The sequence below is a fragment of the Hydrogenophaga sp. genome, from assembly GCF_019635465.1.
GTDB lineage: Bacteria > Pseudomonadota > Gammaproteobacteria > Burkholderiales > Burkholderiaceae_C > Hydrogenophaga.
The window spans coordinates 110,638-137,028 of record NZ_JAHBZK010000010.1 but is presented as its reverse complement, the minus strand read 5'-3'; the positions used below and the strand labels follow the sequence as shown (position 1 = coordinate 137,028).

26 protein-coding genes are annotated in these 26,391 nt (G+C 69.2%); 9 read left to right on the top strand and 17 right to left on the bottom strand.

Going from position 1 to position 26,391, the window contains the following annotated elements; translation table 11 throughout:
- Positions 1–81 precede the first annotated feature (81 nt).
- Positions 82–1,932, top strand: coding sequence for an ATP-binding protein (locus KF871_RS11260; protein WP_291142121.1), 1,851 nt, complete (start codon positions 82–84; stop codon positions 1,930–1,932).
- Between the two features lie 47 nt (positions 1,933–1,979).
- Here KF871_RS11260 and KF871_RS11255 read toward each other — a convergent pair whose 3' ends face one another.
- Together KF871_RS11255 and KF871_RS11250 are read right to left on the bottom strand one after the other, a co-directional pair.
- Positions 1,980–3,461, bottom strand: a complete 1,482-nt coding sequence (locus KF871_RS11255) for a SulP family inorganic anion transporter (protein WP_291142118.1) — start codon at positions 3,459–3,461, stop codon at positions 1,980–1,982.
- Positions 3,462–3,709: 248 nt separating this feature from the next.
- Positions 3,710–4,603 (bottom strand): LysR family transcriptional regulator, encoded by an 894-nt coding sequence (locus KF871_RS11250; protein ID WP_291142115.1) that lies wholly within the window; start codon positions 4,601–4,603, stop codon positions 3,710–3,712.
- Between the two features lie 132 nt (positions 4,604–4,735).
- Between KF871_RS11250 and KF871_RS11245 the strand changes: the two genes are divergently transcribed.
- A complete protein-coding gene (locus tag KF871_RS11245) occupies positions 4,736–6,214 on the top strand; it encodes an MFS transporter (RefSeq protein WP_291142112.1) in 1,479 nt (492 codons plus the stop codon).
- On the opposite strand, the gene KF871_RS11240 is transcribed toward KF871_RS11245, so the two are convergent.
- The 9 genes from KF871_RS11240 to KF871_RS11200 form a co-directional block, all read right to left on the bottom strand.
- Positions 6,175–6,627, bottom strand: coding sequence for a DUF1810 domain-containing protein (locus KF871_RS11240; RefSeq protein WP_291142108.1), 453 nt, complete (start codon positions 6,625–6,627; stop codon positions 6,175–6,177). The two genes, KF871_RS11245 and KF871_RS11240, sit on opposite strands and share 40 nt — an antisense overlap.
- 83 nt (positions 6,628–6,710) lie before the next feature.
- Positions 6,711–8,063, bottom strand: coding sequence for an MATE family efflux transporter (locus KF871_RS11235; protein ID WP_291142105.1), 1,353 nt, complete (start codon positions 8,061–8,063; stop codon positions 6,711–6,713).
- A complete protein-coding gene (locus tag KF871_RS11230; RefSeq protein ID WP_291142101.1) occupies positions 8,060–8,761 on the bottom strand; it encodes an SDR family oxidoreductase in 702 nt (233 codons plus the stop codon). The genes KF871_RS11235 and KF871_RS11230 overlap by 4 nt, the downstream gene beginning before the upstream one ends.
- 79 nt (positions 8,762–8,840) lie before the next feature.
- Positions 8,841–9,434, bottom strand: coding sequence for a TetR/AcrR family transcriptional regulator (locus KF871_RS11225; RefSeq protein WP_291142098.1), 594 nt, complete (start codon positions 9,432–9,434; stop codon positions 8,841–8,843).
- 101 nt (positions 9,435–9,535) lie between these two features.
- Positions 9,536–10,447: a cytochrome c gene (locus KF871_RS11220; RefSeq protein ID WP_291142095.1), complete on the bottom strand. Its 912-nt coding sequence runs from the start codon at positions 10,445–10,447 to the stop codon at positions 9,536–9,538.
- Positions 10,448–10,459: 12 nt separating this feature from the next.
- Positions 10,460–11,611: a hypothetical protein gene (locus KF871_RS11215; protein ID WP_291142093.1), complete on the bottom strand. Its 1,152-nt coding sequence runs from the start codon at positions 11,609–11,611 to the stop codon at positions 10,460–10,462.
- Between the two features lie 25 nt (positions 11,612–11,636).
- Entirely contained in the window at positions 11,637–13,220 is a 1,584-nt protein-coding gene (locus KF871_RS11210) for a hypothetical protein (protein WP_291142089.1), read from the bottom strand.
- An 87-nt stretch (positions 13,221–13,307) separates the two neighbouring features.
- On the bottom strand, positions 13,308–14,084 hold the full coding sequence (locus KF871_RS11205) for a hypothetical protein (protein ID WP_291142086.1): 777 nt from the start codon (positions 14,082–14,084) through the stop codon (positions 13,308–13,310).
- A gap of 132 nt (positions 14,085–14,216) precedes the next feature.
- The gene (locus KF871_RS11200; RefSeq protein WP_291142083.1) at positions 14,217–15,209 is read right to left on the bottom strand and encodes a hypothetical protein; all 993 of its coding nucleotides are present in this window, start codon (positions 15,207–15,209) and stop codon (positions 14,217–14,219) included.
- A gap of 185 nt (positions 15,210–15,394) precedes the next feature.
- On the opposite strand from KF871_RS11200, the gene KF871_RS11195 reads away from it, so the two are divergent.
- The 4 genes from KF871_RS11195 (at position 15,395) to KF871_RS11180 (ending at position 18,838) form a co-directional block, all read left to right on the top strand.
- The gene (locus KF871_RS11195; RefSeq protein ID WP_291142177.1) at positions 15,395–16,933 is read left to right on the top strand and encodes an AMP-binding protein; all 1,539 of its coding nucleotides are present in this window, start codon (positions 15,395–15,397) and stop codon (positions 16,931–16,933) included.
- A gap of 131 nt (positions 16,934–17,064) precedes the next feature.
- The gene (locus KF871_RS11190; RefSeq protein ID WP_291142080.1) at positions 17,065–17,451 is read left to right on the top strand and encodes a hypothetical protein; all 387 of its coding nucleotides are present in this window, start codon (positions 17,065–17,067) and stop codon (positions 17,449–17,451) included.
- An 89-nt stretch (positions 17,452–17,540) separates the two neighbouring features.
- Entirely contained in the window at positions 17,541–18,110 is a 570-nt protein-coding gene (locus KF871_RS11185) for a sigma-70 family RNA polymerase sigma factor (RefSeq protein WP_291142078.1), read from the top strand.
- On the top strand, positions 18,107–18,838 hold the full coding sequence (locus tag KF871_RS11180; RefSeq protein ID WP_291142075.1) for an anti-sigma factor: 732 nt from the start codon (positions 18,107–18,109) through the stop codon (positions 18,836–18,838). The genes KF871_RS11185 and KF871_RS11180 overlap by 4 nt, the downstream gene beginning before the upstream one ends.
- Before the next feature lie 38 nt (positions 18,839–18,876).
- Here the strand turns inward: KF871_RS11180 and KF871_RS11175 are convergent, their stop codons facing one another.
- Positions 18,877–19,470: a DUF2889 domain-containing protein gene (locus KF871_RS11175; protein WP_291142072.1), complete on the bottom strand. Its 594-nt coding sequence runs from the start codon at positions 19,468–19,470 to the stop codon at positions 18,877–18,879.
- A 92-nt stretch (positions 19,471–19,562) separates the two neighbouring features.
- Between KF871_RS11175 and KF871_RS11170 the strand changes: the two genes are divergently transcribed.
- Positions 19,563–20,075, top strand: coding sequence for a cupin domain-containing protein (locus tag KF871_RS11170; RefSeq protein WP_291142069.1), 513 nt, complete (start codon positions 19,563–19,565; stop codon positions 20,073–20,075).
- Positions 20,072–20,638 carry an MOSC domain-containing protein gene (locus KF871_RS11165; RefSeq protein WP_291142068.1) on the top strand — a complete coding sequence of 189 codons (567 nt, stop codon included), beginning with the start codon at positions 20,072–20,074 and terminating at the stop codon, positions 20,636–20,638. The genes KF871_RS11170 and KF871_RS11165 overlap by 4 nt, the downstream gene beginning before the upstream one ends.
- On the opposite strand, the gene KF871_RS11160 is transcribed toward KF871_RS11165, so the two are convergent.
- On the bottom strand, positions 20,626–21,369 hold the full coding sequence (locus tag KF871_RS11160; RefSeq protein ID WP_291142065.1) for a 2OG-Fe dioxygenase family protein: 744 nt from the start codon (positions 21,367–21,369) through the stop codon (positions 20,626–20,628). The two genes, KF871_RS11165 and KF871_RS11160, sit on opposite strands and share 13 nt — an antisense overlap.
- Before the next feature lie 344 nt (positions 21,370–21,713).
- On the opposite strand from KF871_RS11160, the gene KF871_RS11155 reads away from it, so the two are divergent.
- Positions 21,714–22,538, top strand: a complete 825-nt coding sequence (locus KF871_RS11155; RefSeq protein ID WP_291142062.1) for a DUF2189 domain-containing protein — start codon at positions 21,714–21,716, stop codon at positions 22,536–22,538.
- Positions 22,539–22,556: 18 nt separating this feature from the next.
- On the opposite strand, the gene KF871_RS11150 is transcribed toward KF871_RS11155, so the two are convergent.
- The 4 genes from KF871_RS11150 to KF871_RS11135 form a co-directional block, all read right to left on the bottom strand.
- On the bottom strand, positions 22,557–22,919 hold the full coding sequence (locus KF871_RS11150; protein ID WP_291142060.1) for a hypothetical protein: 363 nt from the start codon (positions 22,917–22,919) through the stop codon (positions 22,557–22,559).
- Between the two features lie 170 nt (positions 22,920–23,089).
- Positions 23,090–24,088, bottom strand: a complete 999-nt coding sequence (locus tag KF871_RS11145; protein ID WP_291142057.1) for an MDR family oxidoreductase — start codon at positions 24,086–24,088, stop codon at positions 23,090–23,092.
- Positions 24,057–24,326, bottom strand: coding sequence for a hypothetical protein (locus KF871_RS11140; RefSeq protein ID WP_291142054.1), 270 nt, complete (start codon positions 24,324–24,326; stop codon positions 24,057–24,059). The genes KF871_RS11145 and KF871_RS11140 overlap by 32 nt, the downstream gene beginning before the upstream one ends.
- A gap of 3 nt (positions 24,327–24,329) precedes the next feature.
- Positions 24,330–26,102 (bottom strand): long-chain fatty acid--CoA ligase, encoded by a 1,773-nt coding sequence (locus KF871_RS11135; protein ID WP_291142051.1) that lies wholly within the window; start codon positions 26,100–26,102, stop codon positions 24,330–24,332.
- Between the last annotated feature and the right edge of the window lie 289 nt (positions 26,103–26,391).

Genomic DNA, 26,391 nt, shown 5'->3' with positions numbered 1-26,391 from the left:
CGTGCAATGCAGGCTGTCTTTGTCTGGTGGCGAGGGAAGGTGCGCGGGCGCACAGCGCTTGGCGTTGCACGGGCTTTGGCCATGGCGGCATTTGCGGCATTTGCGGCCCTTGCGGTCTTTTCAACACCCGTGGTGCGTGCCGATGAGGCGCTGGTCGTCCCGTTGATGTACGGTACCGTCGAAGACCTCGACGACGGCAGCCGCCACCAGATCGATCACCTGCCTGCCCGGCGCACGCTGGCTGCGCGCCATCACCGGCACTTTCGCCTCACCCTGAACCTGAGCGTCCCGGACCCGACGGCCGCACCCTTGTGGGCGCTGTACTTCGTGTCGCTCAACGACGGCGGGCGCATCGCCGTCAACGGCACGGTGGTGGGTGAGGTGCCCAGCTCCACCCCCACGGTCGCCGTGCAGCATGTGCGCCCCTTCTACTTCGTTGTGTCGCCAGCGCTGCTGCACACCGGCCACAACGAAGTCACCGTGACCTGGACCAGCCACGACAGCCTGCAGCACCTGGCGCAGGCCTACCTCGGTCCGGCCGACGTGGTGATGGCGGCCTACGAGCGCCGCCTCTTCTGGCAGAACACCATGGCGGGCGTGGGCTTCGATCTGGCGATCGTCAGCGCAGCCCTGCTGCTCGGCATTCACGCCATGCGGCGCGAAGAACGACGCTACCTGTTGATGGGGATCACCTCGCTGGGCTGGGCGGTGGTCTGCGTGGCCTACTTTCTGCCACCCATGCCGGCGCCGCTCTATCCCTATTGGCACGCGCTGCGCCTGGCCGGCATCGCGGTCACAGCCTGCGCCACCTGGCTGTTTCTCATTGGCGAGACCGGCCGCGGCCATCGGCGATATGCCGCGCTGTGCATTGCCTGGGCAGCGGTAGGCCCGCTGGGCCATTTGCTGAACGTCTGGACACGCGACCTCATCTACGCCCCCACGTTCGAGACGCTCTGGGGCGTGTCCCTTCTGCTGCTGGGGGTCTATCCCCTCGCGTTGATGGCCAGGTCATTGGTGCGCAGCTGGGACTGGCGCCACGCGGCCTTCCTGGTGGCCGCGACAGCGGGCCTGTTGGCGGGCGTTGCCGACGTGAGCCTCGCCGGCTCCGGCAGCAGCGTGTTCCACAACACCGGCTATGTGACGCAGGCGACCTCACCCATCTGGTTCAGCGCCATCGTGCTGGTGCTGGTGCGCGATTTCGCGGGCTTTCTGGCCCAGCAGCGGCGCCAGCAACAGGAGTTGGCCTGGCGCCTGCAGGAGCAACAGATCGAATTGCAGCGCCTGCATGCCGACACGCAAAAGCGCGAGCGCGAACGCGCCGCCGTGCAGGAGCGCCAACGCATCATGCAGGACATGCACGACGGACTGGGCTCTCAGCTCGTGAGCTCGCTGGCCCTGGCCGAGCGTGGCGCGCTCGGCGCAGCCCAGACCAGCGCCTTGCTGCGCGACTGCCTGGACGACCTGCGCCTGGCCATCGACAGCATGGCCGAAGGCAGCGACTCATTTGCCGTGATGCTGGGCAACCTGCGCTTCCGAATGGCGCCTCGGCTGCGCGCCGCGGGCATGGGTCTGCAATGGCAATGTGCCGAGCTCGACGACGCGCACCTGCCCACACCGGTACAGGCCCTGCCACTGCTGCGCATCGTGCAGGAGTGCCTGAGCAATGCGATCCGGCACTCGTGTGCCCAACAGATCCGCGTGCACGTCGCCAGCAGCGCTCAGGGGCTGCAGGTCGAGATCACCGACGACGGCAAAGGCTTCGACCCCGCAACGACGCCGCGGGGCAAGGGACTGGGTGGCATGGAGAAGCGGGCGCGATCGCTGGGGGCCCACTTTGTTGTGGTCTCGCGTCCGACTGCGGGCACCCAGGTAAGGCTTGATCTGCCCTGGCAGGAAGGCGAGCCTGTCGTGGCACAAGCGATGCCAACCTGAGGTGCCCCTGCAGGCCACGCAGGCACCTCGACGGCCACTGAACGCGGTCAGTGCCCCTTGAGCATGTCGTCGGCAACCTGCTTGTCGTGGACACCGAACTTGTCCACCAGCGTGGCGCTGGCCTCGTTCAATCCCAGCACCTCGACGTCCACGCCCTTGCGACGCAGCTTGAACACGACCTTGTCGAGTGCGCTCACGGCCGTGATGTCCCAGAAGTGCGCGTGGGTGAGGTCGATGCGCACCTGCTTCGGCGGCGTGTCGACGTCGAAGGCTTCCACAAAGCGGTCGGCTGAGGCGAAGAACACCTGCCCGTAGATGCTGTAGGTGCGCCGCTCCTGCACATCGTCTGCCGACACCTGAATGAGCAGGATCTGCCCGATCTTGTGGGCGAAGAAGAAGCCCGACAACAACACACCGGTGAGCACACCCTGGGCCAGGTCGTGCGTGTACACGGTGACGGCCACGGTGGCCAGCATCACCACGCTGGAGCTCTTGGGGTGGGCCCGCAGGTTGCGAAACGACGCCCAGTTGAAGGTGCTGATGGAGACCATGATCATCACGGCCACCAGGGCCGCCATCGGGATGCGGGCCACCCAGTCGCCAAGGAACACCACCAGGATGAGCAGCACGACACCTGCGGTGAGTGTGGACAGGCGCCCGCGCCCACCAGACTTCACGTTGATGACGGACTGGCCGATCATGGCGCAGCCCGCCATGCCGCCGATGAAACCGGTGGCGATGTTGGCCACGCCCTGCCCCACACACTCGCGGTTCTTGTTGCTCCGGGTGTCCGTCATGTCGTCCACGATGGTGGCGGTCATCAGCGACTCCAGCAGCCCCACCACCATCAGCGTCGCCGAATAGGGCAGGACGATGGCCAGCGTCTCGAGCGTCCATGGCACGTTGGGCACGAGGAACGACGGCAGGCTGTCGGGCAAGGCCCCCATGTCGCCCACGGTGCGAATGTCCAGCCCCAGCGCGATGGCGACTGCAGTGAGCACGACGATGGTGACCAGCGGCGACGGCACCACCTTGGTGAGGTATGGCAGGCCATAGATGATGACCAGCCCCGCCGCCGTCATCGCGTACACATGCCAGGTGACGTTGATGAGTTCGGGCAACTGCGCCAGGAAGATGAGGATGGCCAGCGCGTTCACGAATCCGGTGACCACCGAACGGGACACGAAGCGCATCAGCGAGCCCAGCCGCGCCCAGCCCGCCAACACCTGCAGCACGCCCGCGAGCACCGTGGCGGCCAGCAGGTAGTCCAGACCGTGGTTCTTCACCAGACTCGCCATGACCAGCGCCATCGCGCCGGTGGCCGCTGAGATCATGCCCGGGCGCCCACCCGCGAAGGCAATGATGGTCGCGATGGAGAACGAGGCATAGAGGCCCACCTTGGGGTCCACGCCCGCGATGATGGAAAACGCGATGGCCTCGGGTATGAGCGCAAGCGCCACCACCAGCCCCGCCAGCAGGTCGTTGCGTGTGTTGGAGAACCACACGGTGCGAAGTGATTGAAGGGTCATGACGAAGCGGCCACCGCGATGAAGCGGCGACGGGATCAGTGAGCGGAAACAGAGTGCGGGTTGAACCCAGGAACCGCAACGGTGCAGTGATTGCGAACCGGAGGGCAGAGATGCAGAGCGGCATCAAGGGCGCGCAATCCCTGCCGCCAAGAGGTCTGTCACGGCAGGGCAGCGCACGCCTGTTGTGCGGCGCAGCATTATAGGTTTTCGAGTGGCGGCGACCTTAGCCTACTGCCTCACCGCCCGCCTCACTGCTCGCCGCAACACCCCATCACCACGCCCCGCAGCCAGACATGCGCCGCATCCGACTGCATGCGCGGGTGCCAGCACAGGGCGATGCTGAGTTCAGGCGTGGCAAAGGGCAGCGGCAGCGCATGCAGGCCGGCGCGCAGGTTGGCGGTGTGGCGATCGGGCACGCAGGTGAGCAAGTCGGTACCGCGCACCAGGGCCAGCGCGGCAACGTAGCCGCTGGTGATGGCGACGACGTTGCGCCGCAGCGCCAGTGCGGTCAGCGCCTCGTCCACCGGGCCACCGGTGATGCCGCGCCGCGAGACCGACACCTGCGGATGGGCCGCGATGTCTTGCGCCGTGAGGGTGCGGCCCATGAGGAGATGGCCCTCGCGGACGACGGCAACCCAGCGGTCGCGAAACAGGGCCTGGGTGCGGATCTCGGGGCCCATGGCCGGGCCGATGACCGCGGTCTCGAGGTCGATGCTGCCTTCGCGCAAGCCGGTGCTGTCCTTGTCGGGCTTTGGCACGAAGCGCAGGCGCACGCCGGGCGCTTCGGTGGCCACGCGTTGGAACAAAGCTGCGCCGAAGTTCTCGACGAAACCGTCGCTGCAGCGCAGGGTGAACGTGCGCTGCAAGGTCGCCAGGTCCAGCCGTTGCAGGGGGCGCAGCACCGTCTCGGCCTGCTGCACCAAAGGGCCAACCTGCTCGCGCAGTTCCAGCGCCCGCGGCGTGAGCACCAGGCCCCGGCCCGCGCGCACCAGCAAGGCGTCGCCGGTGCTCTCGCGCAGCCGGGCCAGGGCACGGCTCATGGCCGATGGGCTGAGCTGCAAGCGCCTGGCCGCGCGCGCCACGTTCTGCTCGGTCAGCAGCACGTGCAGGGTGCGCAGCAGGTTGTAGTCGGGATCGGACATGGAGCGGCAACATAGCACTCCCTGGCATGGCGTGGCGTGCACGATGGGCGTGCGCGCCACGCGCCTTCCGCCCAACGGGGGCGGTTCCTAGCATCGGTCCACCCAGATCAACACCGCCGCAGGAACCCCCTCATGAACGCGCCAGCACCGCATCGCACCGACGATGCCCCCCTCTCCCCACACGCCCAACCCGGGGCCTCGACGACCGAGCCAACGAACCGTCGCCCGGTGATGGCCGCCCTGTCGCTGGTGATGCTGCTGCCGGCGCTGGGCACCAGCATTGCCAACGTGGCCTTGCCCAGCCTCACACAGACTTTCGGCGCGGCGTTCGCCACGGTGCAATGGGTGGTGATTGCCTACCTGCTGACCATCACCGCGCTGGTGGTCAGCGCCGGTCGCCTGGGCGATCTGGTGGGCCGTCGCCGCTTGCTGCTGAGCGGTCTGGCGGTCTTTACCCTGGCCAGTGCGGCCGCCGCCATCGCCCCCGGCCTGGGCTGGCTGATTGCAGCACGCGTGGCGCAAGGTGCGGGCGCGGCCACCCTGATGGCGCTCACGCTGGCGTTGGTGAGTGAGGTGGTGCCCAAGGGCAAGGCCGGCGCCGCAATGGGCTGGCTGGGCACGGTATCGGCCGTCGGCACGGCACTGGGCCCTACCCTGGGCGGGGTGTTGATCGGCATGGCCGGGTGGTCCGCGGTGTTCTGGATCAACGTGCCGCTGGGCATGGTGGCCTGGGCCATGGCCGTGCGCCACTTGCCGCGAACCACCCCCATTACCGCCGCCAAAGTGCGCTTCGACCTGACGGGCACCGTGCTGCTCACCGCCACATTGAGCAGCTATGCCCTGGCATTGACGCTGGGCCAGGGGCAGGCAGGCAGTGTTCGCGCCGCCCTGTGGCTGGCGACAACGCTGGGCGCGGCGGCGTTCGTGTGGACACAGCGGCGCGCAACAGCGCCTTTGATTCGCCCGGCGCTTCTGCGCCAACCCACCTTGGCCGCAGGCTTTGTTGCCAACGCGCTGGTCACAGCGGTGGTGATGGCCACGCTGGTGGTCGGGCCGTTCTACCTGGCCGGTGCGTTGGGCTTGACCACCACCCGCATGGGCTTGCTCATGTCGGTCGGGCCGCTGGTGGCGGCGCTGGTGGGTGCGCCGGCTGGCCGCCTGGTCGACCGGATGGGCCACACCCGCGTCGGCCACGCCGGCCTGGGCCTGATGCTGGCCGGCAGCGTGACCATGCCCTGGTCGGCGCCACTGTGGGGTGCGGCAGGCTACGCCGGCGCGCTGGCCTTGCTCACCGCTGGCTACGCCGCCTTCCAGGCCGCCAACAACACGGGGGTGATGGCCAGCGCGAGTGCCGACCAGCGCGGTCTGGTCTCCGGTTTGCTCAATCTGTCGCGCAACCTCGGCCTCATCACCGGGGCCTCGGCCATGGGCACCGTGTTCCAGCTGGGCGCGCGCACGGTCTCGCTCGCCGACGCCAGCGCGCCAGCACTGACAGCGGGCCTGCGCTGGAGCTTCGCTGCGGCCACCCTGGCCGTGCTGCTGGCAGCGGCGGCAACGCTCATGGCACGGACTCAAGCGGCCTCATCTGCGTCAAGCCAGCGCACGGTCTGAGGGTCGAGTTGACCGCCATAAAAGGTACTCAGCGCCGCCAGGAAACACGGTTCATGCGGCGCGACCAGGGCAAACAGCGTCAGGCAGGAGCGCCACTTCATGGCGTCCACCTCGCCCAGCATGTCAACGGCGCTGCGATCCGCATGGGCTTGCAAGGCAAGCACACATTCGATCAACCGCGGCCCGAGCACCGGGTGCGCGGCATACGCCGCGGCCTCGCGCCGGTCGGCCATGCCGTAGTACCGCGCCATGGGGCTGCGGCCCAGCGCACGCAACTGCGGCAGCACGTACCAGATCCAGTGCGTCTGCTTGTGGCCGGCACGCAGTTCGACCAGGGCCTGGGCGTAGGCGTCGGACTGGGCGCGCACGAAGCGTTCGAGCGAGTCGACGAGTGCGGGGTCAAGGGTGGGCACAGTGTGCTTTGCCGGGAGCGGAGCGACATCGTAGGTGCGCGCACCGATGCGGCCAAGCCGCAGCGCCGTCCTCGTCCCATGGTTCAGGCCGGCACGGGCGAGGACCAGTCCGCGCGGTACACCGCCCAGGCCAGCGCCACGCCCATCACCGTCAGGCTCAGCGCGATCACCGCGTACAGGCTGGTGGTACCGGCCTGCAGGACGTGCAGCGCCATCCAGCCCCCCACGCCCACCACGAGCAGACGCGCGGCGCTCGACATCAGCGGCGCCGCCAGACGCCCCGCGCCTTGCGAGGCAAAGAACAAGGCCAGGCCCAGGCCAAAGAAGCCGTAGCTGCCACCCACGACGCGCAGGTAACCGGCACCCGCCGCCTGCACCGCGGCGTCGCTGGTGAACATGGCCATCCACCACTGCGGCTGCAGTGCAGCCACCAGGCCGATCGCGCCGGTGATGCCACACACCAATGCCGCGCCCTGCCAGGTCACACGCCGCGCGCGGGCCACCTGTCCGGCGCCCAGGTTGGCCGCCACCATCGCGGTGAGCGCGCCACCCACGCCGAAGGCGATCGGTACCAGCACATATTCCAGCCGCGCGGCGATGCCGTAGCCCGCCACCGCCAGGCTGCCCAGGCCCGCCATGAAGGCGGTGGCCAGTGCGATCGAGCCGTTACTGAGCACCGGGCTCAGTGCCGACGGCAGGGCCAGACGCAGCACCTGCGCGAAGGCATCGCGCCGCACGCGCCAGGCCGACCCCAGCACCCGCACCGCGCTCGATCGGCGAGACAACCACATGAGCAGCGCCACCGCGGAGACCGCGTTGCACAGCACCGTGCTGGCCGCTGCGCCGGCCACACCTAGCGGTGGCAAGCCGGCGGCGCCGAACACCAGCACGGAGCTCAGACCCACGTGCATCACGGTGGTGGCGATCAAGGCCAGTGCCGCGGCCTTCATGTCGCCAGCGCCGCGCGCGATGCCCGCCAACACGTTGATCGTCCACACCGCAAACGCGCCAGAGAACAGCACCGCGGCGTACTGGCTGGCGTGCGCCAGCACCGCCTGGCGTGCGCCCATCAGGCCATAGACCAGGGGCCAGGCAAAGGCCAGGGTGAACAACAACGAGGCCAGCCAGCCCACCATCAGGGCGTGCTGCGCCAGTCGCACAGCGCGCGGTGTGTCGCCCGCGCCCAAGGCGCGCGCCACCACGGCCGTGGTGCTGCCTCCCAACGCCCCGGCCGACATCTGCAGCATCAGCATGGCCACGGGCAACACCACGGCCACGCCGGCCAGCGCGTCCGGTCCGAGCCGACCCACGATGTAGCCGTCCCAGCCGATGACCACGGTGTTGGCAAACAGGCCGATCGCGTTGGGCGTGGCCAGGCGCAACAGCGTGGGCAGCAATGGCCCATGCAGCATGGGCTGCGCAGCCTGCGCCTTCATGCGGTGGCCAGGTAAGCCGCGGCGTCGCCGCTGAGCGAGAGCTTCACCTGGCGGGTCAGCGCATCGGCCAGCACCTCTGGTGCGCCCGATTCCAGGCCGTCAAAGGCCTCGCGCACGATGGCTTGCGGTGTGGACTTGGGCATGTCGATGCCACGCGTAAGGTCGGTGTCCACGAAGCCCATGTGCAAGGCCGTCACCTGCGTGCCCTGCGCGCTCAGCTCCTGGCGCAGGCCATTGGTGAGCGCCCAGGCCGCCGACTTGGTGGCGCCATAGGTGCCCAGCATCGGGCGATTGATCCAGCTGGCGATCGACAGCACATTGAGCAGCGCGCCGCCACCATGGCTGGCCAGCACTGGCGCAAACGCGCTGGCCAAACGCCACATGCCGAACACATTCACGTCGAGCTGGCGCTGCATCGAATCCAGCGCGTCCGCGCTCAGAAAGCCGCCGGTCTCGGCCACGCCCGCGTTGTTCACCAGCACGGTCACGTCGGCGCAGGTTTGCGCCGCCTGGGCCACCTGGGCGGGGTCGGTCACGTCCAGCGTCACGGGCACCACGCGGTCTGGCAGATTGGCCATCGGGCGGCGGCTGGCGGCGTAGACCTTGCGTGCGCCACGCGCCAAGGCCTCCTGCACAAAGGCCTCACCGATGCCGCGATTGGCGCCGGTGATGAAAACGACTGCGTCCTTGAGTTCCATGAAGCGCTCTCCATATGATGATCGTCATATTCAATGACGAAGAAAAAGGCCCGCCTCACGGCGTGCCTGGTGAAGGATTTCAGGCGGGCAGCGGCTCGAACTGCCCCAGCAAATGCTCGCGGCTGATGGCCAGGTGACGCCGCCCCCGGGCGTTGTTGCCGTAGGCCCTGGCGATCTGCAAGGCACCCACCAGCTGCGCCACCACGATCGCCGCAGCGTCCGGGCGGTGGGTGGGCCCCAGTGCGCGCGCGACCGCATCGGTCAAGCCATCGATGCGCCGCAGCGCAGCCTCACGCACCACGTCGGCCTGGCGCGGCACATCGGAGGCCAGCGAAGCCACCGGGCAACCCGAGCCGGGCGATTGCAGGTGGCGCTCCGACAGATAGCCTTCGACCAGGGCCCGAAACGGGCTGATGGCCTTGGCTTCGCCGGTGGCCACCGATTTCTGCAAACGCGTCTGGCTGTCCTGCCCGGCGCGGTCCAGCGCCTCGGCCAGCAAGGCCTCACGCGAGGCAAAGTGGGCGTAGAAGCCGCCGTGCGTGAGGCCGGCGCGCTTCATCACATCGGCTACACCCACGCCCTGGAACCCACCTTCGCGCAGGGCCTTGGACGCGACATCGAGGATGCGGTCGTGGCTTTGCTGTTTGCGGGGCGTGGCGGTCTGGGCGGGCATGGGGCTGGCTCGGTAGCAGGCACTGAATCTGGTGGCGGAGCATACCCTTGAATATGATGCCCATCATATTCAGGGGGTCTTTGCCCCACCCGAGGTCGCCCTCACCCGTGCGGGCGCGCCGGCAGTGCCTTGAGGAACAGGTGCAGGGCGCGCAGATCGGTCTCGTTCATCTCGCGCAGAGACTCGAACGGCATCACCTGCACCGCCGTGCCGTCGCTGCGCTGGCCGCTGCGAAACATCGCGATCAGCGCATCGGCGTCGGGGTAGTGGCCCATCACGCTGCCCTCGCCCGGCGTGAGGTTGGCCGCCGAGGGCCAGTCGGGCGGGCCGCCAGGGATTTTGCCGCCAGCCAGACCCACGCCGTGACAGCCCACGCACATGTTGGCGACGTAGCGGCCGTGTTCGAGGGTGACGCCTTCGGCCACCGGCGCCTGCGGTGGCAGGCTGTGGTCGATTCTGGCGGCCGCATCCTTGATCACGCCAAAGCCATACAGCGCTTTGACCGGCAGGGGCAGCTTCACCACGGCGCCCTGCCCGCTTTGCGCTGGCAAGGCACGGATGTGCGCTACCAGCGCAGCGAGGTCGTCGTCGGTGAAGCGGTTGTAGTCCTCGCTGGGCATCACCATCAGGGCGCGGCCTTGCGGGGTGACGCCGTGGCGGATGGTGCGCACCCAGTCAACGGGCTGGTAGGCCCCGACCACGCCACCGGAGCCGGTCGTGATGTTGGGCCCGGCAATGGTGAGGCCACCGTCGTCCACAAAGGTGCGGCCGGCGCCGTTGGCGCCGTGGCAGTCCACACAGCCGCGCGATGCGTAGAGGTAGCGCCCGCGTTCAAGAGCGACGGCGTCGTTCCTGTAGGCCACGGCTTGCACCGTGAGCGCGACCTGGCGCTGCTGCTTGCGCTCGGCCAGCAGCACACCGGTGCCCAGCGCCACCGCCGCCAGCACCACCAACGACCCCAACACGATGGCAACGAGACGCACCCAGCGTCCGTTCTTCTTGCGAGTGCTCATGACAGCTCCGGTTCAACGCGCGGCGGCATTGTGCGCGCCGACAGGGGAAGACACCAGCGCCTGCAGGCCCGCCACATCCAGTGTCTGCAGCACGCGCTGCATGGGCGCTTCGAATTCGGCACCCCCGCGCACCGACACCATCAGCATCTGCACCCGTGCGGGGTGCTCGCGGTCCCAGGCGAAGGCGGGGTCGGGTCTGGCCAGCAGGGCAAAGCGCTCGTCGGGCGTGTCGGCCGGCTGCAGGCCGTTGAGCCCGAGGCGCGCCTGCGCCGCCAGTTGCGCTGGCGTGCGACCCGCACGCCAGGCCCGCACCTTGGCCAGCATGGTGCGCAGCGGGTCGTTGTCGAAGGCCGGGTTGGCGCGACGGCGCGCTTCGGTTGCCTCGGCCTGGGCGCGGGCGGCCGCGTGCTGGGCACGGATCTCGGCGATCAGCTTCTCTGCGCCAGCGGGGTTGGCCTTGCGCAGGCCTTCGGCCACGCGCTGCAGCATGGCCTCGTCGGCGCCGGGTGCGCTGGCTTGCTGGACCTCGCGCCGGTTGCCATCGGCTTCGGCGATCTGGCGCTGCAGATCACGCTCGGTGAAGTCGAGGTACTCGGCGACGGTGACAGGCACCCAGGGCAGGCGGCCATTGGCGGTGAACACCAGCATGTGGCCGTCGTAGAGCGTGTGGCCGCCAATCTGGCCGGTGGCCGGCAGTTCGCGGAAGGCCTCGAGCTGGTCGTCCTTGACGTCGGGCACGCTGCTGACGAAGAAGGTGTTGGGCGCGTTGACACCGACCACGATGCTGGCGCGCGGCGGCAGGCGGTCGGCCCCTTTGAGCACGTCGCAACGGCCTTGCCACATCGACTCGCGGTGGTCGCGCAGCAGAAAGTGCGCCGATCGCGCAGGCGCCGTCCACTGTCCGCCGATCTGCCAGCTGCTGCGCAAACGGCTGCGCGGCAGCGCATGCAGCTCGGCCTGGCGGTGCAGCAAGGCGTTGAGGGCGTGCAGGGTGGCGCGCGTGGGTGCGGCGCGCTGGTCGCCGACCGCAAGCTGGTCGGCCGTGCGCGGGTGCTCGGCATCCATCCAGCAGTCGATGTCGGCCAAGGCGGTGGCCGAGAGGCTGCACAGGGCCACAGCGGCACACACGGCGCGCAGGCGTTGAAGCGGGTTCAGGTGGTTCATGGTGATGGCTCTTGTGGTGGGGATGTCAGAAGGTCATGCGGTGGATCACCCAGCGCACCGCGGCCGTGCCGCTGGTGGCATCGGTGGCGTAGCCGTCGGACACCAGGCCGATGCCCAGGCCGCCGGGCGCGTAGGTGCCTGCCGCGTCCGGCTCGCCGCGCACCGGCATGTCCTGGTAGCCCCCGATGCCGTTGATTTCGTCGATGGCCACGTTGCCGCGCGTGAAGCCGCCCACCACGGCGGGGCGTGGCACGTCGCCCGGCTCGCCGCTGGTGGCCACGACCGCGATCTGGGTCTGGATGGTGTAGGTGCAGGTGCGGTAGTCGATGACGAAGGTGGCGCCGCTGATCTGGTTCTGGTCGATGCCGGTGCCGATGGCCGGCTGCCCGTCGCCGAACAGGCGCGTGGTGACGCCGTCGCTGGTGTGGCGATCGTCCAGCGTGGCGCTGCCCTGCGTGCTCAGCCCGCGGAAGGTGCCAAAGAAGTCGTTCTGGTCGATGCTTTGCAGCTCGCCGCGCAGCACGCCCTGCTGATGCAGTTGCAGAGCCCCCAAGGGGCCGCTGCCGGTGAAGTCATAGGCCAGTTCGGTCTCGAAGTGCAGGGTGGCCACGTCGCGCAGCCACTGGCAACCCTGGTAGCGGGTGATCAGGATGTTCGACACCAGCGTGACCGGCACCGCGCCCGGCGCCACCTCGTCGTACACCACCGACACCGCCACCGGGTTGGGAGAAGGCAGCAGCACCGGGGCGTCAAAGCGCGCACGGTGCGGCGCCTCGCCCTGTGCCGGGCCGCTGAGCGGGATTTCGGTGATCACGCCCGTGGCCTGCGTGCCGCCCGGCACGCCACTGACCGACCACTGGGAGAGCTCACCCACGAACACCGGCTGCTCGGTGCAGGCGTCGAGCGTGGACGTCTCGCCCTGGCCGGGCTGCGCCTTGCAGGTCACCAGTGTGAGGTCGATCGACTGGCCGACCGGCAGGGTGGCGGTGCCCGGGCGCAACTGCGCGCCTGCGATCACAGCCCAGTCGCTGAAGTGCGAGGTCTGCACGCTCAGCGTGCGCCCGCCCAGGTCGCGCACCGCGTTGCGGTAGACCTGCCAGCTGCCATCGGCGCTTTGCGTCGCGACCTGCATCACACCCATGGCGCTGCCCTCGAGCATGGCGTCGTCGACCGCGAAGCGCAGCGTCATGGGCACGGCGCTGTGCAGGCCCTCCGGTGAGATGCGAAAGGCGCGGCCCCGCCCGCCATGGGCGGCGTTACCGATGGGCTGGATGCTCAGCGTGGTGGCCTGTGCCAACGCGCCTACCGGCACCTCCAGCGTGAGCGCGCCATCCACGCTGCGCAGCGTGCCACCGGCCGGGCCAATGCTGGCGGTGGTCATCACGCCCTCGGCCGAGCCAGCGGGGGTGGTCGGCGCCTGGGCCGGTGTGCTGGGGGCGCCAGCGGTCGCTGGCGCCCCCGCCACGGCGTCGCCCCCACCGCCACCGCAACCGGTGAACAGGAAGGCGGTGGAGAACAGCAGCGCCAGCGCGGCGCGCCAGGCGGCCAGGGGTGCGCGCTGCGGCGCATCGGTGGCCGTTGATTCGGCGTCGGTGAAAACAGGAGGCATGACAAGGTCCTTGGCGGGCACAGCCGCGTCGATGGATGAGAAAGGGGCTGGCAGCGACCCGCGCCACAGGCGCGCGGGCCGCGGAACTCAGGTGGCGAACAACAAGGGCTCGGGCGGCAGGCCCAGGCGCGCGGCGACGTCGGTGCGTCGAAGGGCGTGCAGCTCGTCGCGCAGCAGGCCCAACAGGCCGCGCGCTCGCGCTGGTGGCAGGCTGTGCTGCATGTCGTCGATCAGGTGGGCGAGCTCGCTGGTGTTGAGCGCACCCGCCAGCGTGCGCACGAAGCCCTCCATTTCGGCCGGCGAGAGCGCGTCGCGCAGGCGATCGATCAGCGCCTGCAGCTCGTCGTCGCTGAAGTGCGCCCACAGCGCACAGGTGAGCGTGCCCTCCTCTTCCGACATGTGCGCCAGACTGTCGCCGACGAATTGCGACAGCCGCAGGTACAGCTCGTAGCCCAGTGCCTCGACATCGTCGCCATGGGCCCCGGCGTCGCGCAGGCGTTGCAGCAACAGCCGCATGTTGTCGATGGCGTCGAGGTGATCGAGGTGGTCGTAGTGAAAGGCCAGCACCGCGTGCGCCGAGCGCTCGCGCAGCGGCTCGTGCAGGTAGCGGTTCTCGTGTGCCAGGTGGTCGGCGCACACCGCCAGCAAGCGTTCCACGTCGTCCACCAGCCGGGCGCGCTCCTGCGGGTCGGCGGCGTCCAGCGCGCCGGCGTTGTGCAGCACCTGCGACAGCGTGGCGCGCAAGGCCTTGTGGGCCAGGCGGTAGGGCTGCAGCCGGCGCGTCGCACAGGCGGTGGTCAGCGCATCGTCGCGCGGCTGGGGTTCGTCGGCAGCGGTGGTGGGGCGGGGTTGGGCTTGAGGCATGGCGGACGCATCGGCAGTGAACAGCACAGCCGCGATGGTCGCCAGGCGCCGCCTTGGGCGGCAGACCTCAATTTGGGTACTGCCCTATTTGGGCACCCGCCTCCACGGGTGAGGGAACGCCCGCGCCGAGGCTCAACCCGCCACCGGGTTGGGTGGTGCGGCCGCGCGCCGGGGCGAATCCGCCATGGCTGCGTAGGGGCGCAGCTCTTCGGGGTGCTGACGCAGGTAGTGCAGCAGCGCGCGCCGCTTCTCGGGGCCGCGCGTGCCGGCGTCGGCCTCGGCGCCTGCCTCATCGAACAGGCCCGGCATGGCCCCCATGGCGCGCTGGTAGACCGAGCGCCAGAGCTTCTTGACGCCATGCACCGACACGCCCAGTTCGTCGCCGATCTCGTCGTCGCTGAGTTGCGTCACCGCCAGGCGCAACAGGCGCCGCTCGGCCGCCGAAAAGCCGAAGTGCGGCGGCGTGAACTGAAAGGCGTCGCGCACCGGCGAGCCGGGCAACAGGCGCGCGGCCTCGGCGCGGCTGAGCCCGTAGAGCTCGGGCACGCCGTCCTGCGCGCGCGCGGTGCGGGTCCGAAAGCCCATGCTCTGCAGGTAGGCCCCCTGCTCGCCCAGGCCCTCCTGGTAGAGGTGCTGCAGGCGGTAACCGGCGTGCGCCTGGCGAAACAGCGTCATCGCCACCCCCAGCAGCTCCAGCGTGTCGGGGTCGGCCAGGTCGTTGAGCACCTGCTCGTAGTGCAGCACGAAGAAGCTCACCTCGCCCTGGCCGCTCAGTCGGGCCAGCTCCTTGTCGCTGGGGGGCTGGAAGCTGCCATCGGCCAGCGCGGCGTACAGGTGCGCGGCGGCAAACGGTGGCGGGTCGTCGATCAGGCGCTGCGCCCAGGTGGCGTCGAGCGCAACGGCCACGCCCAGGCCGACGATGCGCTGGCCCGGCGGGCGGTCGAGGTCTTCGATGAGGTCGGCGTTGAAGCCGCTGTGGCCCAGCAGACGCGTCCACACGGACGGCAGGTCGGCGCGCAAGGCCGGTGGCAGGGGCAGCCAGGCCGGCACCAGGGCCAGCGCCTCGGCCAGGTCGGCATGACCCAGCAAACGGCCGTGCAGTCGCTGTCCCGATCCATCCAGCATGGGCGGCTCCACCAGTGGGCACCGGTGGTGCCGAGGAGCGCGATTATTCCAGCGCGGCGGCCGTTTGGTGCGTCGCAACAGCGTCGCAACAACGCCGCGATCACGTGCCTGGCGCCAGCGTGCTGGCGGACGCGCGCTGCCGCCGCTATGGTGTGCGCCTTCGTCACCTCGCCCCGTTCAGCGTCATGTCACTTGCGCCACTGCTCGTCCGCCAGGCCCTCCTTGCGCCGGATGGTCCCGCCATCTTCAACGGCACCGATGTGTGGGCCACGCACGCGCTGTGGGCGCAGCGCAGTGCCGCTCTGGCGCAACGCCTGCGTGCGGCCGGCCTGCAACCCGGTGACCGGCTGGTGCTGTTCATGCGCAACCACCCGCGCTACCTCGAACTGCTGTGGGGCGCATGGTGGGCCGGGCTGGCGGTGGTGCCGGTCAACGCCAAGCTGCACCCGGCCGAGGTGGAATGGATCGTCGACAACGCGCAGGCCCGCTGGGCCTTCGTCACGCGCGACGTGGCGCCGCGGCCGCTGGCGGGCCTGCAGCGGCAGATCGATGTCGAATCGAGCGAGGCCGACGCCCTGCTGGCGCCACTGCCCGATGCGGCCCTGCCTGCGCCGCACGAGAGCGCACCCGACGACCTGGCCTGGCTGTTCTACACCAGCGGCACCACCGGGCGCCCCAAGGGCGTGATGATCACGCAGCGCAACCTCATGACCATGGGCATGGGCTACTTTGCGGACGTGGATGCGGTGGCACCGGGCGACGCCATCGTCTATGCCGCCCCCATGTCGCACGGCTGCGGGCTGTACGCCATTCCGCATCTCATGGCGGGTGCGCGGCATGTGGTGCCGGCGTCGGGCGGGGTGGACGCGGCCGAGCTGTTCGCGCTTGGCGATGCGTTGGGGCCCTTGTCGACCTTCGCGGCGCCCACCATCGTGAAGCGGCTGGTCGACCACGCCGAGGCGCAGGGCCTCACGCCCACCGACGCGGCCCGCGCGTTCAAGACCATCGTCTATGGCGGCGCGCCCATGTACGTGGCCGACATGCAGCGCGCGTTGCGCGTGATGGGTCCGCGCTTCGTGCAGATCTACGGCCAGGGCGAGACACCTATGACCGCCACCGCGCTCTCGCGTGCGCACATTGCCGACGGCGCACACCCCGACCACGCAGCGCGGCTGGCCTCGGTGGGCGTGGCACAGACGCCGGTACAGGTGCGCGTGGCCGACGCCGACGGCCAAAGCCTGGCCGCCAACGAGGTTGGCGAGGTGCTGGTGCGCGGCGACTCGGTCATGGCCGGCTACTGGCGCAACCCCGAGGCCACGGCCGCCGCCATCCGCGACGGCTGGCTCTGGACCGGCGACATGGGTGCGCTCGACCCGCAGGGCTTCCTCACACTCAAGGACCGCAGCAAGGACCTGCTCATCAGCGGCGGCTCCAACATCTACCCGCGCGAGGTGGAAGAAGTGCTGCTGACCGCACCCGGCGTGAGCGAGGTGGCGGTGGTGGGTGCGCCCGACGCCGAATGGGGCGAGATCGTGGTGGCCTTCGTGGTGACCGCGCCCGGTGCGGCGGTGGACGCCCAGGGTCTGGACGCGCACTGCCTGGCCCGGATCGCGCGCTTCAAGCGCCCCAAGCGCTATGTCTTCGTCGACGCCTTGCCCAAGAACCACTACGGCAAGGTGCTCAAGACCGAGCTCCGGGTGCAGGCGGCCGGGCTGACGGGCTGAACAGCGGCGCATTCGCCTGGGCAGAAAGTTTTTTTTGAGGCAGGTGCATCCAGACGCGCATGTCGTCCGTTCTGAAGGCAGGCACGCAATGTTGCGCGCCGTTCCAACCACCTACCAAGGACTATGACACCATGAACACCCGTGCACTCTTGGCCGCCTGCGGCCTGTCCCTCCTCGCCGCCGCCGCCCAGGCCCAACCCGTCATGCACAACGGCGTGCTGGCCGACAAGACCGGGCGCACGCTCTACATCTTCGACAAGGACGCACCCAACAAGAGCAACTGCAGCGGCGGCTGCCTGGCGGCCTGGCCCGCCTTCACCGCCAAGGCCGACGCCGCGGCCACGGGCGAGTTCGGCCTGATCAGCGACACGCGCCAGTGGACGGTCAATGGCAAGCCGCTCTACTACTTTGCCGGTGACACCAAGCCCGGCGAGCGCAACGGCGACGGCTCGGGCGGTGTGTGGCACGTGATCTCGTCCAAGCCGCTGGTGCCTTCGTCCTTCAATCCGGTGTACTGAGCAAGCGCCAGCGCCTGGAGGAACAGGAATGTGGCCGGGCATATCGCCAAGGTATGCTCGGCCGCTTCGCATGGGGGAGGCCTGTCCCGATGGATGACCGAGAAGAAGTCGGCCAACTGCTCGCACGCGTGGCCTTGCGCGACGCCAAGGCGTTTGAAGCCCTGTACCACCAGGTCGCCAGCCGCTTGCTGGCGGTGGCCATGCGCGTGACACAGGAGCGCGCCATGGCAGAAGACGTGCTGCAGGAGGTGTTCACCGCCATCTGGCACCGCACGGCCACGGCAGCACCCGGCCAGCACCGCACGCTGGCCTGGCTGTGTGTGGTCACCCGTCACAGGGCCATCGACCTGCTGCGCCAGCGCAAGCCCGAAGAGCCACTGCACTGGCGCAGTGACAGCGGCGAAGAGCAAACGCACGACGTGGCGGCCGACGGTGGCTCGCCGCTGGATCAGCTGCTGTCCCACGCCGACGACGCGCAACTCACGCGTTGCATGGGCACGCTGGAGACCGAGCCCCGCCAGGCCTTGCTGCTGGCCTTCTACGAGGGTCTGACCCACAACGAGATTGCGCAGCGCATGGCGCGACCGCTGGGCACCGTGAAAGCCTGGACGCGGCGCAGCCTGATGCGGCTCAAGGGCTGCATGGAGGCCGTGGCATGAACTGGTACCGCAACCCATCGGCCATCGAACCGCTGGCGGCGGCCTACGTGGCCGGCACGCTGCAAGGCCCCGCGCGCCGCCGGTTTGAGGCCGCGATGCACCACCACCCTGCGCTGGTGAGCGCAGTGAACGACTGGACGCAGCGGCTGGCCCCCTTGCACCGAGCCCTGCCCGAGCAGGCGCCCAGCACCGCGCTGTGGCAACGCATCGCCGGCGCCACCACCGGCAAGGCGCCTGCGGCGACGGCGCCCTCGTGGTGGCAACGCTGGCTGGCCCCCATCCCGGCAAGCGCGCTGGCCATGGGGCTGGCGGTGGGCATGGTGGTGCCGGTAGTCTGGCAGATGCAGATCGACCAGCGCCGCGGCATGGAACTGCCCGACAGCTATGTGGGCGTGCTGGGCACGGCCCAGGGGCAGCCGGGGCTGATCATCTCCAGCCTGCGCCGGGGCACGGTGGTGGACATCAAGCGCGTGACGCCGGTAGATGTGCCCGAGGGACAGACGCTGTACCTGTGGCGCATCGACAAAGCGGGCGTGGTCACAGCGGTGGCGCCTATGCCACAGGTGGCGCAGGCCCCCTTCACCCGCCTCACGCTGGCCGAGCCGGCCGAGCAGGTGTTCTTCCCGGCGGTGGAGCTGGCGGTGTCGCTGGAGCCGGTGGGCAGCCAGCCCACTGCCCCAAGCTCGCCCTTCGTGTACCGCGGGCTGTGCGGCAAGCTCTGGCGATGAACCGGCACTGAACCGGCGCTGGCCAGGCCGGGGGCCGATCAGCGAACGGCCTGCGGGTCGTTGACCGTTGTGCCTGCGCTCGGCTCGTCTTTGGCCGGCGCGCGCCAGCGAAAGAACATCGGGTAGACCTTCTCCACCACCGGGCCGTCGAAGTCCCAGGTGTGGCATTGGCCCAGGTGCGGCGGCGGGCGGTTGCCGCTGGGCGCAAACGAGCCCGAGCGCGATTGCATGGCGGCGGTGGCGAGGTTGTAGAGCAGCTCGCGCAAGTGGGTGCAGCCCTGCAGGCCACCCAGGTGGCGCTGGATGGTGTGGCGCCAGCCCCGGCCCAGCGTCTCGCCCACCATGCGCTGCATCGCGGGCATCACCTGGGGGCAGGGCTCGTGCGGGAAGGCGTCCATCGCAACGTCGATCGCGTGGATCACCATGCGCTCGTCAAAGGTGACGCGCAGGCGCATGTGGTGTACCGGCTCGCCGGCCTCCCAGCGGCGTTCGCCGCGAATCTCGAAGTCAAAGGGCTTGCTGTCGTGCAGCTCGCCTTCGATGTCCCAAAGGCCGTCGTCGCGCTGGAAGCCCTGGTAGGTGACGCGGCGGGTGTGCATGGGGGTGCGGGGGGCGGGGGCGGGCAATGGCAAGGCGGGCACTCCAGGCTCGGGGAAAACCCTGGATTGTCGGTCTATCGCGCGATCTGCGCTGGCACACTGGCGTCTCCCACCGGAGCAGCGCCATGGCCCACGACCACGACCACGAACATGCGCACGACCCCGCGCACGAAGAAGACCCGCCCTGGAAGCACAACGGCGTGCGGGTGATCCCGGGCAACCAGCTCGACGGCAACGTGCCGTCCACGCCCGGCATGGACCGCAAGGCGGCCATCACCTTCGCTCGGGTCGGCGCCCAGAAGCTGTGGGCCGGCACGGTGACCATCCACCCCGACGCCAAGACCGGCGCCCACCACCACGGCCACCTGGAGAGCGTGATCTACGTGGTCAAAGGCCGCGCGCGCATGCGCTGGGGCGACCAGCTGGAATTCACCGCCGAAGCCGGCCCGGGCGATTTCATCTACGTGCCGCCCTACGTGCCGCACCAGGAGATCAACGCCAGCCCCACCGAGGTGCTGGAGTGTGTGCTGTGCCGCAGCGACGGGCAGGCGGTGGCGGTCAACCTCGACATCGAACCGGCGGAAAAGCCCGAGACGGTGCTGTGGGTGGACCCGACACACCCCACGGGTGGGGTGTGAACGGGCGCGGACCAGCAAGCGGGCTGCACGCCCTGACCGCCCACGTGCCGGGCACGGGCCGGCTGCAGGCGATCGTGCTGCGCGGCGCGCGGCTGGTGCCAGCCGAACTCGTCGATCAGGTCGAGGCCATCGCGGGGCGCGGCCTGCAGGGCGATCACACGGCGTTGCGCCGCAGTGCCCGGCGCCAGGTGACGCTGATCCAGGCCGAGCATCTGCCCGTGATCGCCGCCCTCACCCATCAAGTGGTGAAACCCGAGACCTTGCGCCGCAACCTGGTGATCTCGGGCCTGAACCTGAGGGCCGCGCTCAACCCGTTTGCGGGCGAAACCATGCACATCCACATCGGCACGTCGGTGGTGCTCGAAGCCACCGGTGACTGCGCACCGTGCTCGCGCATGGAGACCCTGCTGGGGCCAGGTGGCTACAACGCCATGCGGGGACACGGCGGCCTCACTGCGCGCGTGCTGGCCGGCGGCCTGTTGACCGTGGGCGACCAGGTGCGCATCGTGCACGCCGCCACCGGGGCTGACGTGCACGCCCCACCCGTCGGTCACGCCCCCTGAAAGCCGCCCGCGCGCAGGGTCACCACCAGCGTGTCGCGCCAGCCCAGCCCATCGGCCGGGTCGGGCTGAATGGGTGTGCTTTCGTGGATCACGCGCGGGTCGTCGAGCAACAGCAACGACCACGGATCGCGCAGCGTGAAGCGCTGGCCGCCGGGGCCGTTGGCGTCGAATACCCGGCTCTCGCCGCCCTTGATGGCGTGGCGCCCGACCAGGAAAACCGCCACCAGGTCCACGCCGTCGCGGTGGGCGCCTTCGGGCGTGGGTCGGCCAATGCCGTCGGTGGTGTCGATGCGAAACGGATGTGCCTCCACGAACCAGGGCTGCGGGCCGCGCAAGGCGCTGGCCGCGGCGCCCAGGCGCAGCAGCAAGCGCTGCCACGCGGCTGACGCCACCATGGCGTCTTCCATCGGTTCAAACCAGCGCTGCATGCCGCCGTGCAAGGCGTTGTATTCCACCGGTTGCCAATGGGCCCGGTGCGGCACCTGGGTGAGTCGCTCGCCGTCGACCACAAAGCAGCTGTGCCGGCGCTGGCGGTAGCGGCCACCGTCCTTGAGGTAGTTGTCGGGTGCGAGACGGTGCCAGAACGGCTCGAGTTCACGCAGCGCGGCCAGCGGCACGCCGATCCAGGCCGCGGTGTCTGCACCACTGAGCAAGCCCACCCCGCGCTCGCGCAAGGCGGTGTCCATGGCGTGGGGCGACAGGTAGGGCGGGGAAAACTCGGACGTGCTCATGGCCGGCGAGTGTAGGGGGCGCCCTCGGGGAAAGCCCGCATCAGGGCCATGCGCTGTCGGTGGCCCAATCGCTAGGGCCTGTTCACACTATTTTTCCAAGATGCGTTGCGGATCAAAAAGGCCATGCGCAAGGCGCGAAACGCAGACGGGCCGGTGGCCCGGCGAGGCTTCGCAACGCGGCGCATGGCCCTTTTTGGCCGCAACCCGCAGGGAACGGGGTGAAAACAGCGCCACTCTTCGTTGCACTCCCAGGCCAGGCAGCCAGCCTGGCCGTCGTCCCGCGCCTGGATTGGCGCTGTTTTCACCCCGTTCGCACTTGGAAAAATAGTGTGAAAAGGCCCTAGATGAACGCCACCACGGACCCCACGCCACCCGACACCCAGGAACCCGCGCCTGCCGCGTCAGAGTCATCGGTTTTCAATCTGCGCATTGCCGCGCTGAACGTGTCTGCACCCCTCGCCTGGTTGCGCGCCGGTTGGGCCGACTTTGTGCGCTGCCCGCGCATCGGCCTGTTCTACGGCGCCTGCTTCTTCCTGATGGGGCATGCGCTGCTGTGGGTGTTCCAGCAGGCGCCGGCCTACGTGCTGGCGTTGTCCGCGGGCTTTCTGCTGATGGGGCCCTTCCTCTGCCTGGGTCTGTACGACGCCAGTCGCGCCCTGCAACGCGGGGAGCGTCCGTCGCTGCGGCGCTCGCTGCGCGCCTGGGTGCCCACCAAGGGCACCATGGCCATCTTTGCGGGTGTGCTGCTGATCCTCGAGATGCTGTGGGGCCGGGCCTCGCTGGTGGTGTTTGCCGTCACCTTCAACACCATGCCCGACGCGCACAACCTGCTGACGCAACTGCTCAGCGGCCAGAACATCGAATTCCTGATCACCTGGACGGTGGTGGGCGCCATCTTCGCGGGGCTGATCTTCGTCACCAGTGTGGTGAGCATCCCCATGATCCTGGACCGTGGCACCGACGCGATCTCGGCCGGGCTGACCAGCATCCGCGCGTGTCTGCAAAACCCGGGCGTGATGCTGTGCTGGGGTGCATTGATCGCGCTGACGGTGGCGCTGGCGATGGCGCCCTGGTTCCTGGGGTTGCTTGTGATCGGGCCGGTGATCGGGCATGCCACCTGGCACGCCTACGACGCCACCGTCAACGCACCCAACCGCGACGGGGCCTGAGCCGAGCCGACGACGGGCTCAAAGACCGAGCGATGAGTCGCGTCGGGCGCGGCGCGCAGCGGCCGACGGCGTGAGCAGCGAGGCCTCGACCATGCCTTCAAACAGCGGCTGAAGCGACATCACCAGCCCCATGGCGGCGCGCTCGTCGTGGCGACGGCACAGCCACTGCAGCAAAGCGGGTCGCAAGAACCACAGCGATTTGGCCGAATCGGCCACCAGCACACGGTGACGCAACAGCTCGGATTCCCAGTCATTGACCGGGCCCACCAGCTCCACCATGGCCTGGCGGATGCGCATCAGGCGGTGCGGGTCTTCGTGACGGGTCTCGCTGTGCAGACGCTGAGCGACGGTGTCGAACAAGGTCGAGAAGAACTGCTTCATTCGGGGTTCGGCGTGCGAGAGGGGTAACGATGGGAGGTTTGTGACAGCCGATCAGCGGCGAGATTCCAGCACAAATTTGACCTTTGCGTAACTCTCAGGGCGAAATTGGTGCAAAAAAACCGGGTTTCCCCGCCGATGACCCCGGTTCTCCCCACATGCCAGGGGTGCTTTCAGCGGTTGACGTCGACCACCAGGCGCCCGCGCACCTGCCCGGCCAGCACCTTCGCTCCGGCCTCGATGGCCTCGCCCAGGGCGATTTCCTGGGTGATGGCGTCCAGCCGGGCGCGGTCCAGGTGCTGGGCCAGACCGGCCCATGCGGCTTCGCGCCGGGCCTTGGGCGCCATGACGCTGTCGATGCCGTACAGCGCCACCCCGCGCAGGATGAACGGCGCCACGCTGGCGGGCAGGTCCATGCCCTGTGCCAGGCCACAGGCCGCCACAGCGCCGCCGTAGCGGGTGCTGGCGCAGGCGTTGGCCAGCGTGTGGCTGCCGACGGCGTCAACCACCCCGATCCAGCGTTCCTTCTGCAGCGGCTTGCCGGGGCCGGACAGCTCGGCGCGGTCGATTACCGCCGCAGCGCCCAGGCCCTTGAGATAGTCGGCCTCCTGAGGGCGCCCGGTGGAGGCCACCACGGTGTGCCCCAGCGCGGCCAGCAGGGCAATCGCCACGCTGCCCACGCCACCGCCCGCACCGGTCACCAGCACTTCGCCGCTGCCGGCCGCCACGCCCTGCTCGGCCCAATGGCGCTGCAGCGCCTGCACGCACAGCATGGCGGTGTAGCCCGCCGTGCCGATCGCCATGGCCTGGCGCGGCGTGAAGGCACTCGGCAGCGGCAGCAGCCAGTCGCCCTTGACGCGCGCCATCTGTGCCAGACCGCCCCAATGCGCCTCGCCCACGCCCCAGCCATTAAGCACCACCGCGTCGCCCGCCTTGTAGGCAGGGTGATCGCTGGCGGTGACGGTGCCGGCGAAATCGATGCCCGGCACCAGGGGGAAGCTGCGCACCACCGGCGACTTGCCGGTGATGGCCAGGCCGTCCTTGTAGTTGATCGTGGAGTAGGCGACGGCAACGCTCACGTCGCCGGTCGTGGGCAACTGGGCTTCGTCGATGCGGGCGAGGTCGCAGCGGTAGCCGCTCTCAGGCTTGGTGATCAGCAGACCGTTGAACATCAGAGGGTTGCTCCTGGGGTAAGGGTGGCGCCCGCCACAGACGCGCCAATAGCCACCAGCCCACCACGGAATTGAGCAGCGCCACGGCGGCCAGCAGCCAGCGCAAGGCGCTGGCCGGATCGGAGATTTGCAGAAAGAGAACCAGCACCGCGGTCAGCAGTTGAAACGCCGCGACAAGCCAGAACAGCGGGTGATGCGGGCGCCAGATGCGGCGCCACCCAGGGGAACGGGAAGACATGCGTCATTGTGCCGAGGCCGCTTTCTTATCAGCCTTCTCATCCGCTTTCTGACCCGGCTTGTCGGCAGCTGGTGCGCGCGCAGCTTCCTGCTCCTGCAGCCAGCGCCACATCACCTTGCCGCTGCCGCTCTTGGGCAGCGCGTCAACGAACTCGACCTCGCGCGGCGCCTTGTAGACCGCCATGTGCTCGCGGCACCAGGCCAGGATGTCGGCTTCGCTGGTCTTGCCTTTGGCGTCACCGCGCAGCACCACAACGGCCTTGACGCTTTCACCGCGGTAGGCGTCGCGCGTGGCGATCACGCAGGCCTCGGCGATGGCGGGGTGCTTGAACATCAGCGCCTCGACCTCGGCCGGCCAGACCTTGAAGCCGCTGGCGTTGATCATGCGTTTGAGGCGGTCGGTGATGAAGAAGTAGCCGTCCTCATCGACGCGCCCCAGGTCGCCCGAGCGGAAGAAGCGCTTGCCGTCGATCTCGATGAAGGCCGCGGCCGTGGCCTCGGGGCGCTTCCAGTAACCGTTGAAGACCTCGGGACCGTGGATCACGATCTCGCCGGTCTCGCCTTGCGGCACCTCCTTGAGTGTCTCGGGGTCGATGACGCGCGCGTCGGTGCTCATGAACGGAATGCCCAGGCACTGCTGCTTGGGGTTGTCGGGCGGGTTGCTGTGCGACGGCGCCGCGGTTTCGGTCAGGCCGTAGCCTTCGACGAAGCGCAAGCAGAAAAGCTCGAGCAAGCGCTGGGCGACGGCCTGCGGCATGGCCGCACCGCCACCGCCGATGTAGACCAGGCTCGACAGGTCGTACTGATCGAAGCTGGGGCTGGCCAGCAGGTCGATCACCATGGTCGGGATGTTGGTCCAGTGCGTGACGCGCCAGCGCGAGATGAGCCGCCCCGCGAGTTCGCGGTCCCAGCGCGGCATGACCACCAGGGTGGAGCCACCGTAGATCGCGGTGTGCATGCCCGTCACCATGCCGGTGATGTGAAACAAGGGCACCACCAGCAAAGCCACGGTCTCGGGCGAGTTGCCGGCCCACAGACTGCCTGCCACCGCGTTGTGCATCAGGCTGCTGTGCGGGTGCATGCAGCCCTTGGGCAGACCCGTGGTACCGCTGGTGTAGGGCAACACGGCCAGGTCATTCGGCCCGCGGTTGTGCGCGGGCAGCGCCGCCTGGCAGGCCAGCGCCTCGGCCCAGGTGGCTACGCTGCCACTGATCAGCGTGGGCCGTTCGTGCTGTGTGTTCAACCACGGTTGCCAGGCCGGTGGGACCTCGGCCTGGGGTCCGTAGGCATCGCTGTAGTGGGTCACCACCAGATGGCGCAGTTGCTCGGCGGCTGGTACCTCGGCGTTGGCCTTGACCAGCTCGGGCGCCAGGTCGGCCGCACAGATGGCCACGCGCGCATCCGGGTCGGTGATGTAGTGACCGAGCTCGTCGGCCTTGTTCATGGGGTTCACCGGCACCACCACCGCATTGGCGCGCAGCACGGCGTAGTACGCGACGATCCACTGCGGGCAGTTCTGCATGAAGACGATCACGCGATCGCCGTCCTGCACCCCTTGCTCGCGCAAATGCGCCGCCAGCGCCTCGGCCTGCGTTTGCAGCTCGGCGTAAGTGATGCTCCGGTCGAAGAACACCAGCGCCGGCTTGTCGGGGTAGCGGCGCGCGCTGACTTCGAGGTTGACCCACAGCGACGTTGCGGGTGGTCGGATGGCGTGCGGCAGTCGGCGCGGCCAGAAACGGTGGTGCGCGCCCACGGGCACGGTAGGGGCAGATGGCATGTGGCTTGTCTCCGATCGGGCACGCTCTGGTGGTTCAGGGCAATGGCCCTGCGTGGCGCGCTCCCGCCGCAGCATACGGGCCTGCGGCCTGGGCCGACAGGTCTGTATGTCGCCACAGGGACGAAGCGCCGTGGCATGGAACCTGCTGACACCGCCACCGCAGGCGCACGGGCCATTGTGGTGCGATGAACCAATACATCCTTTGCATGGCTTTCCCACGTAAACCCCGATCCCCTGGTGGAAACCCCGGGAATACAGTGCCCCGCAGCCGGCCAGTGCACCGATCGGG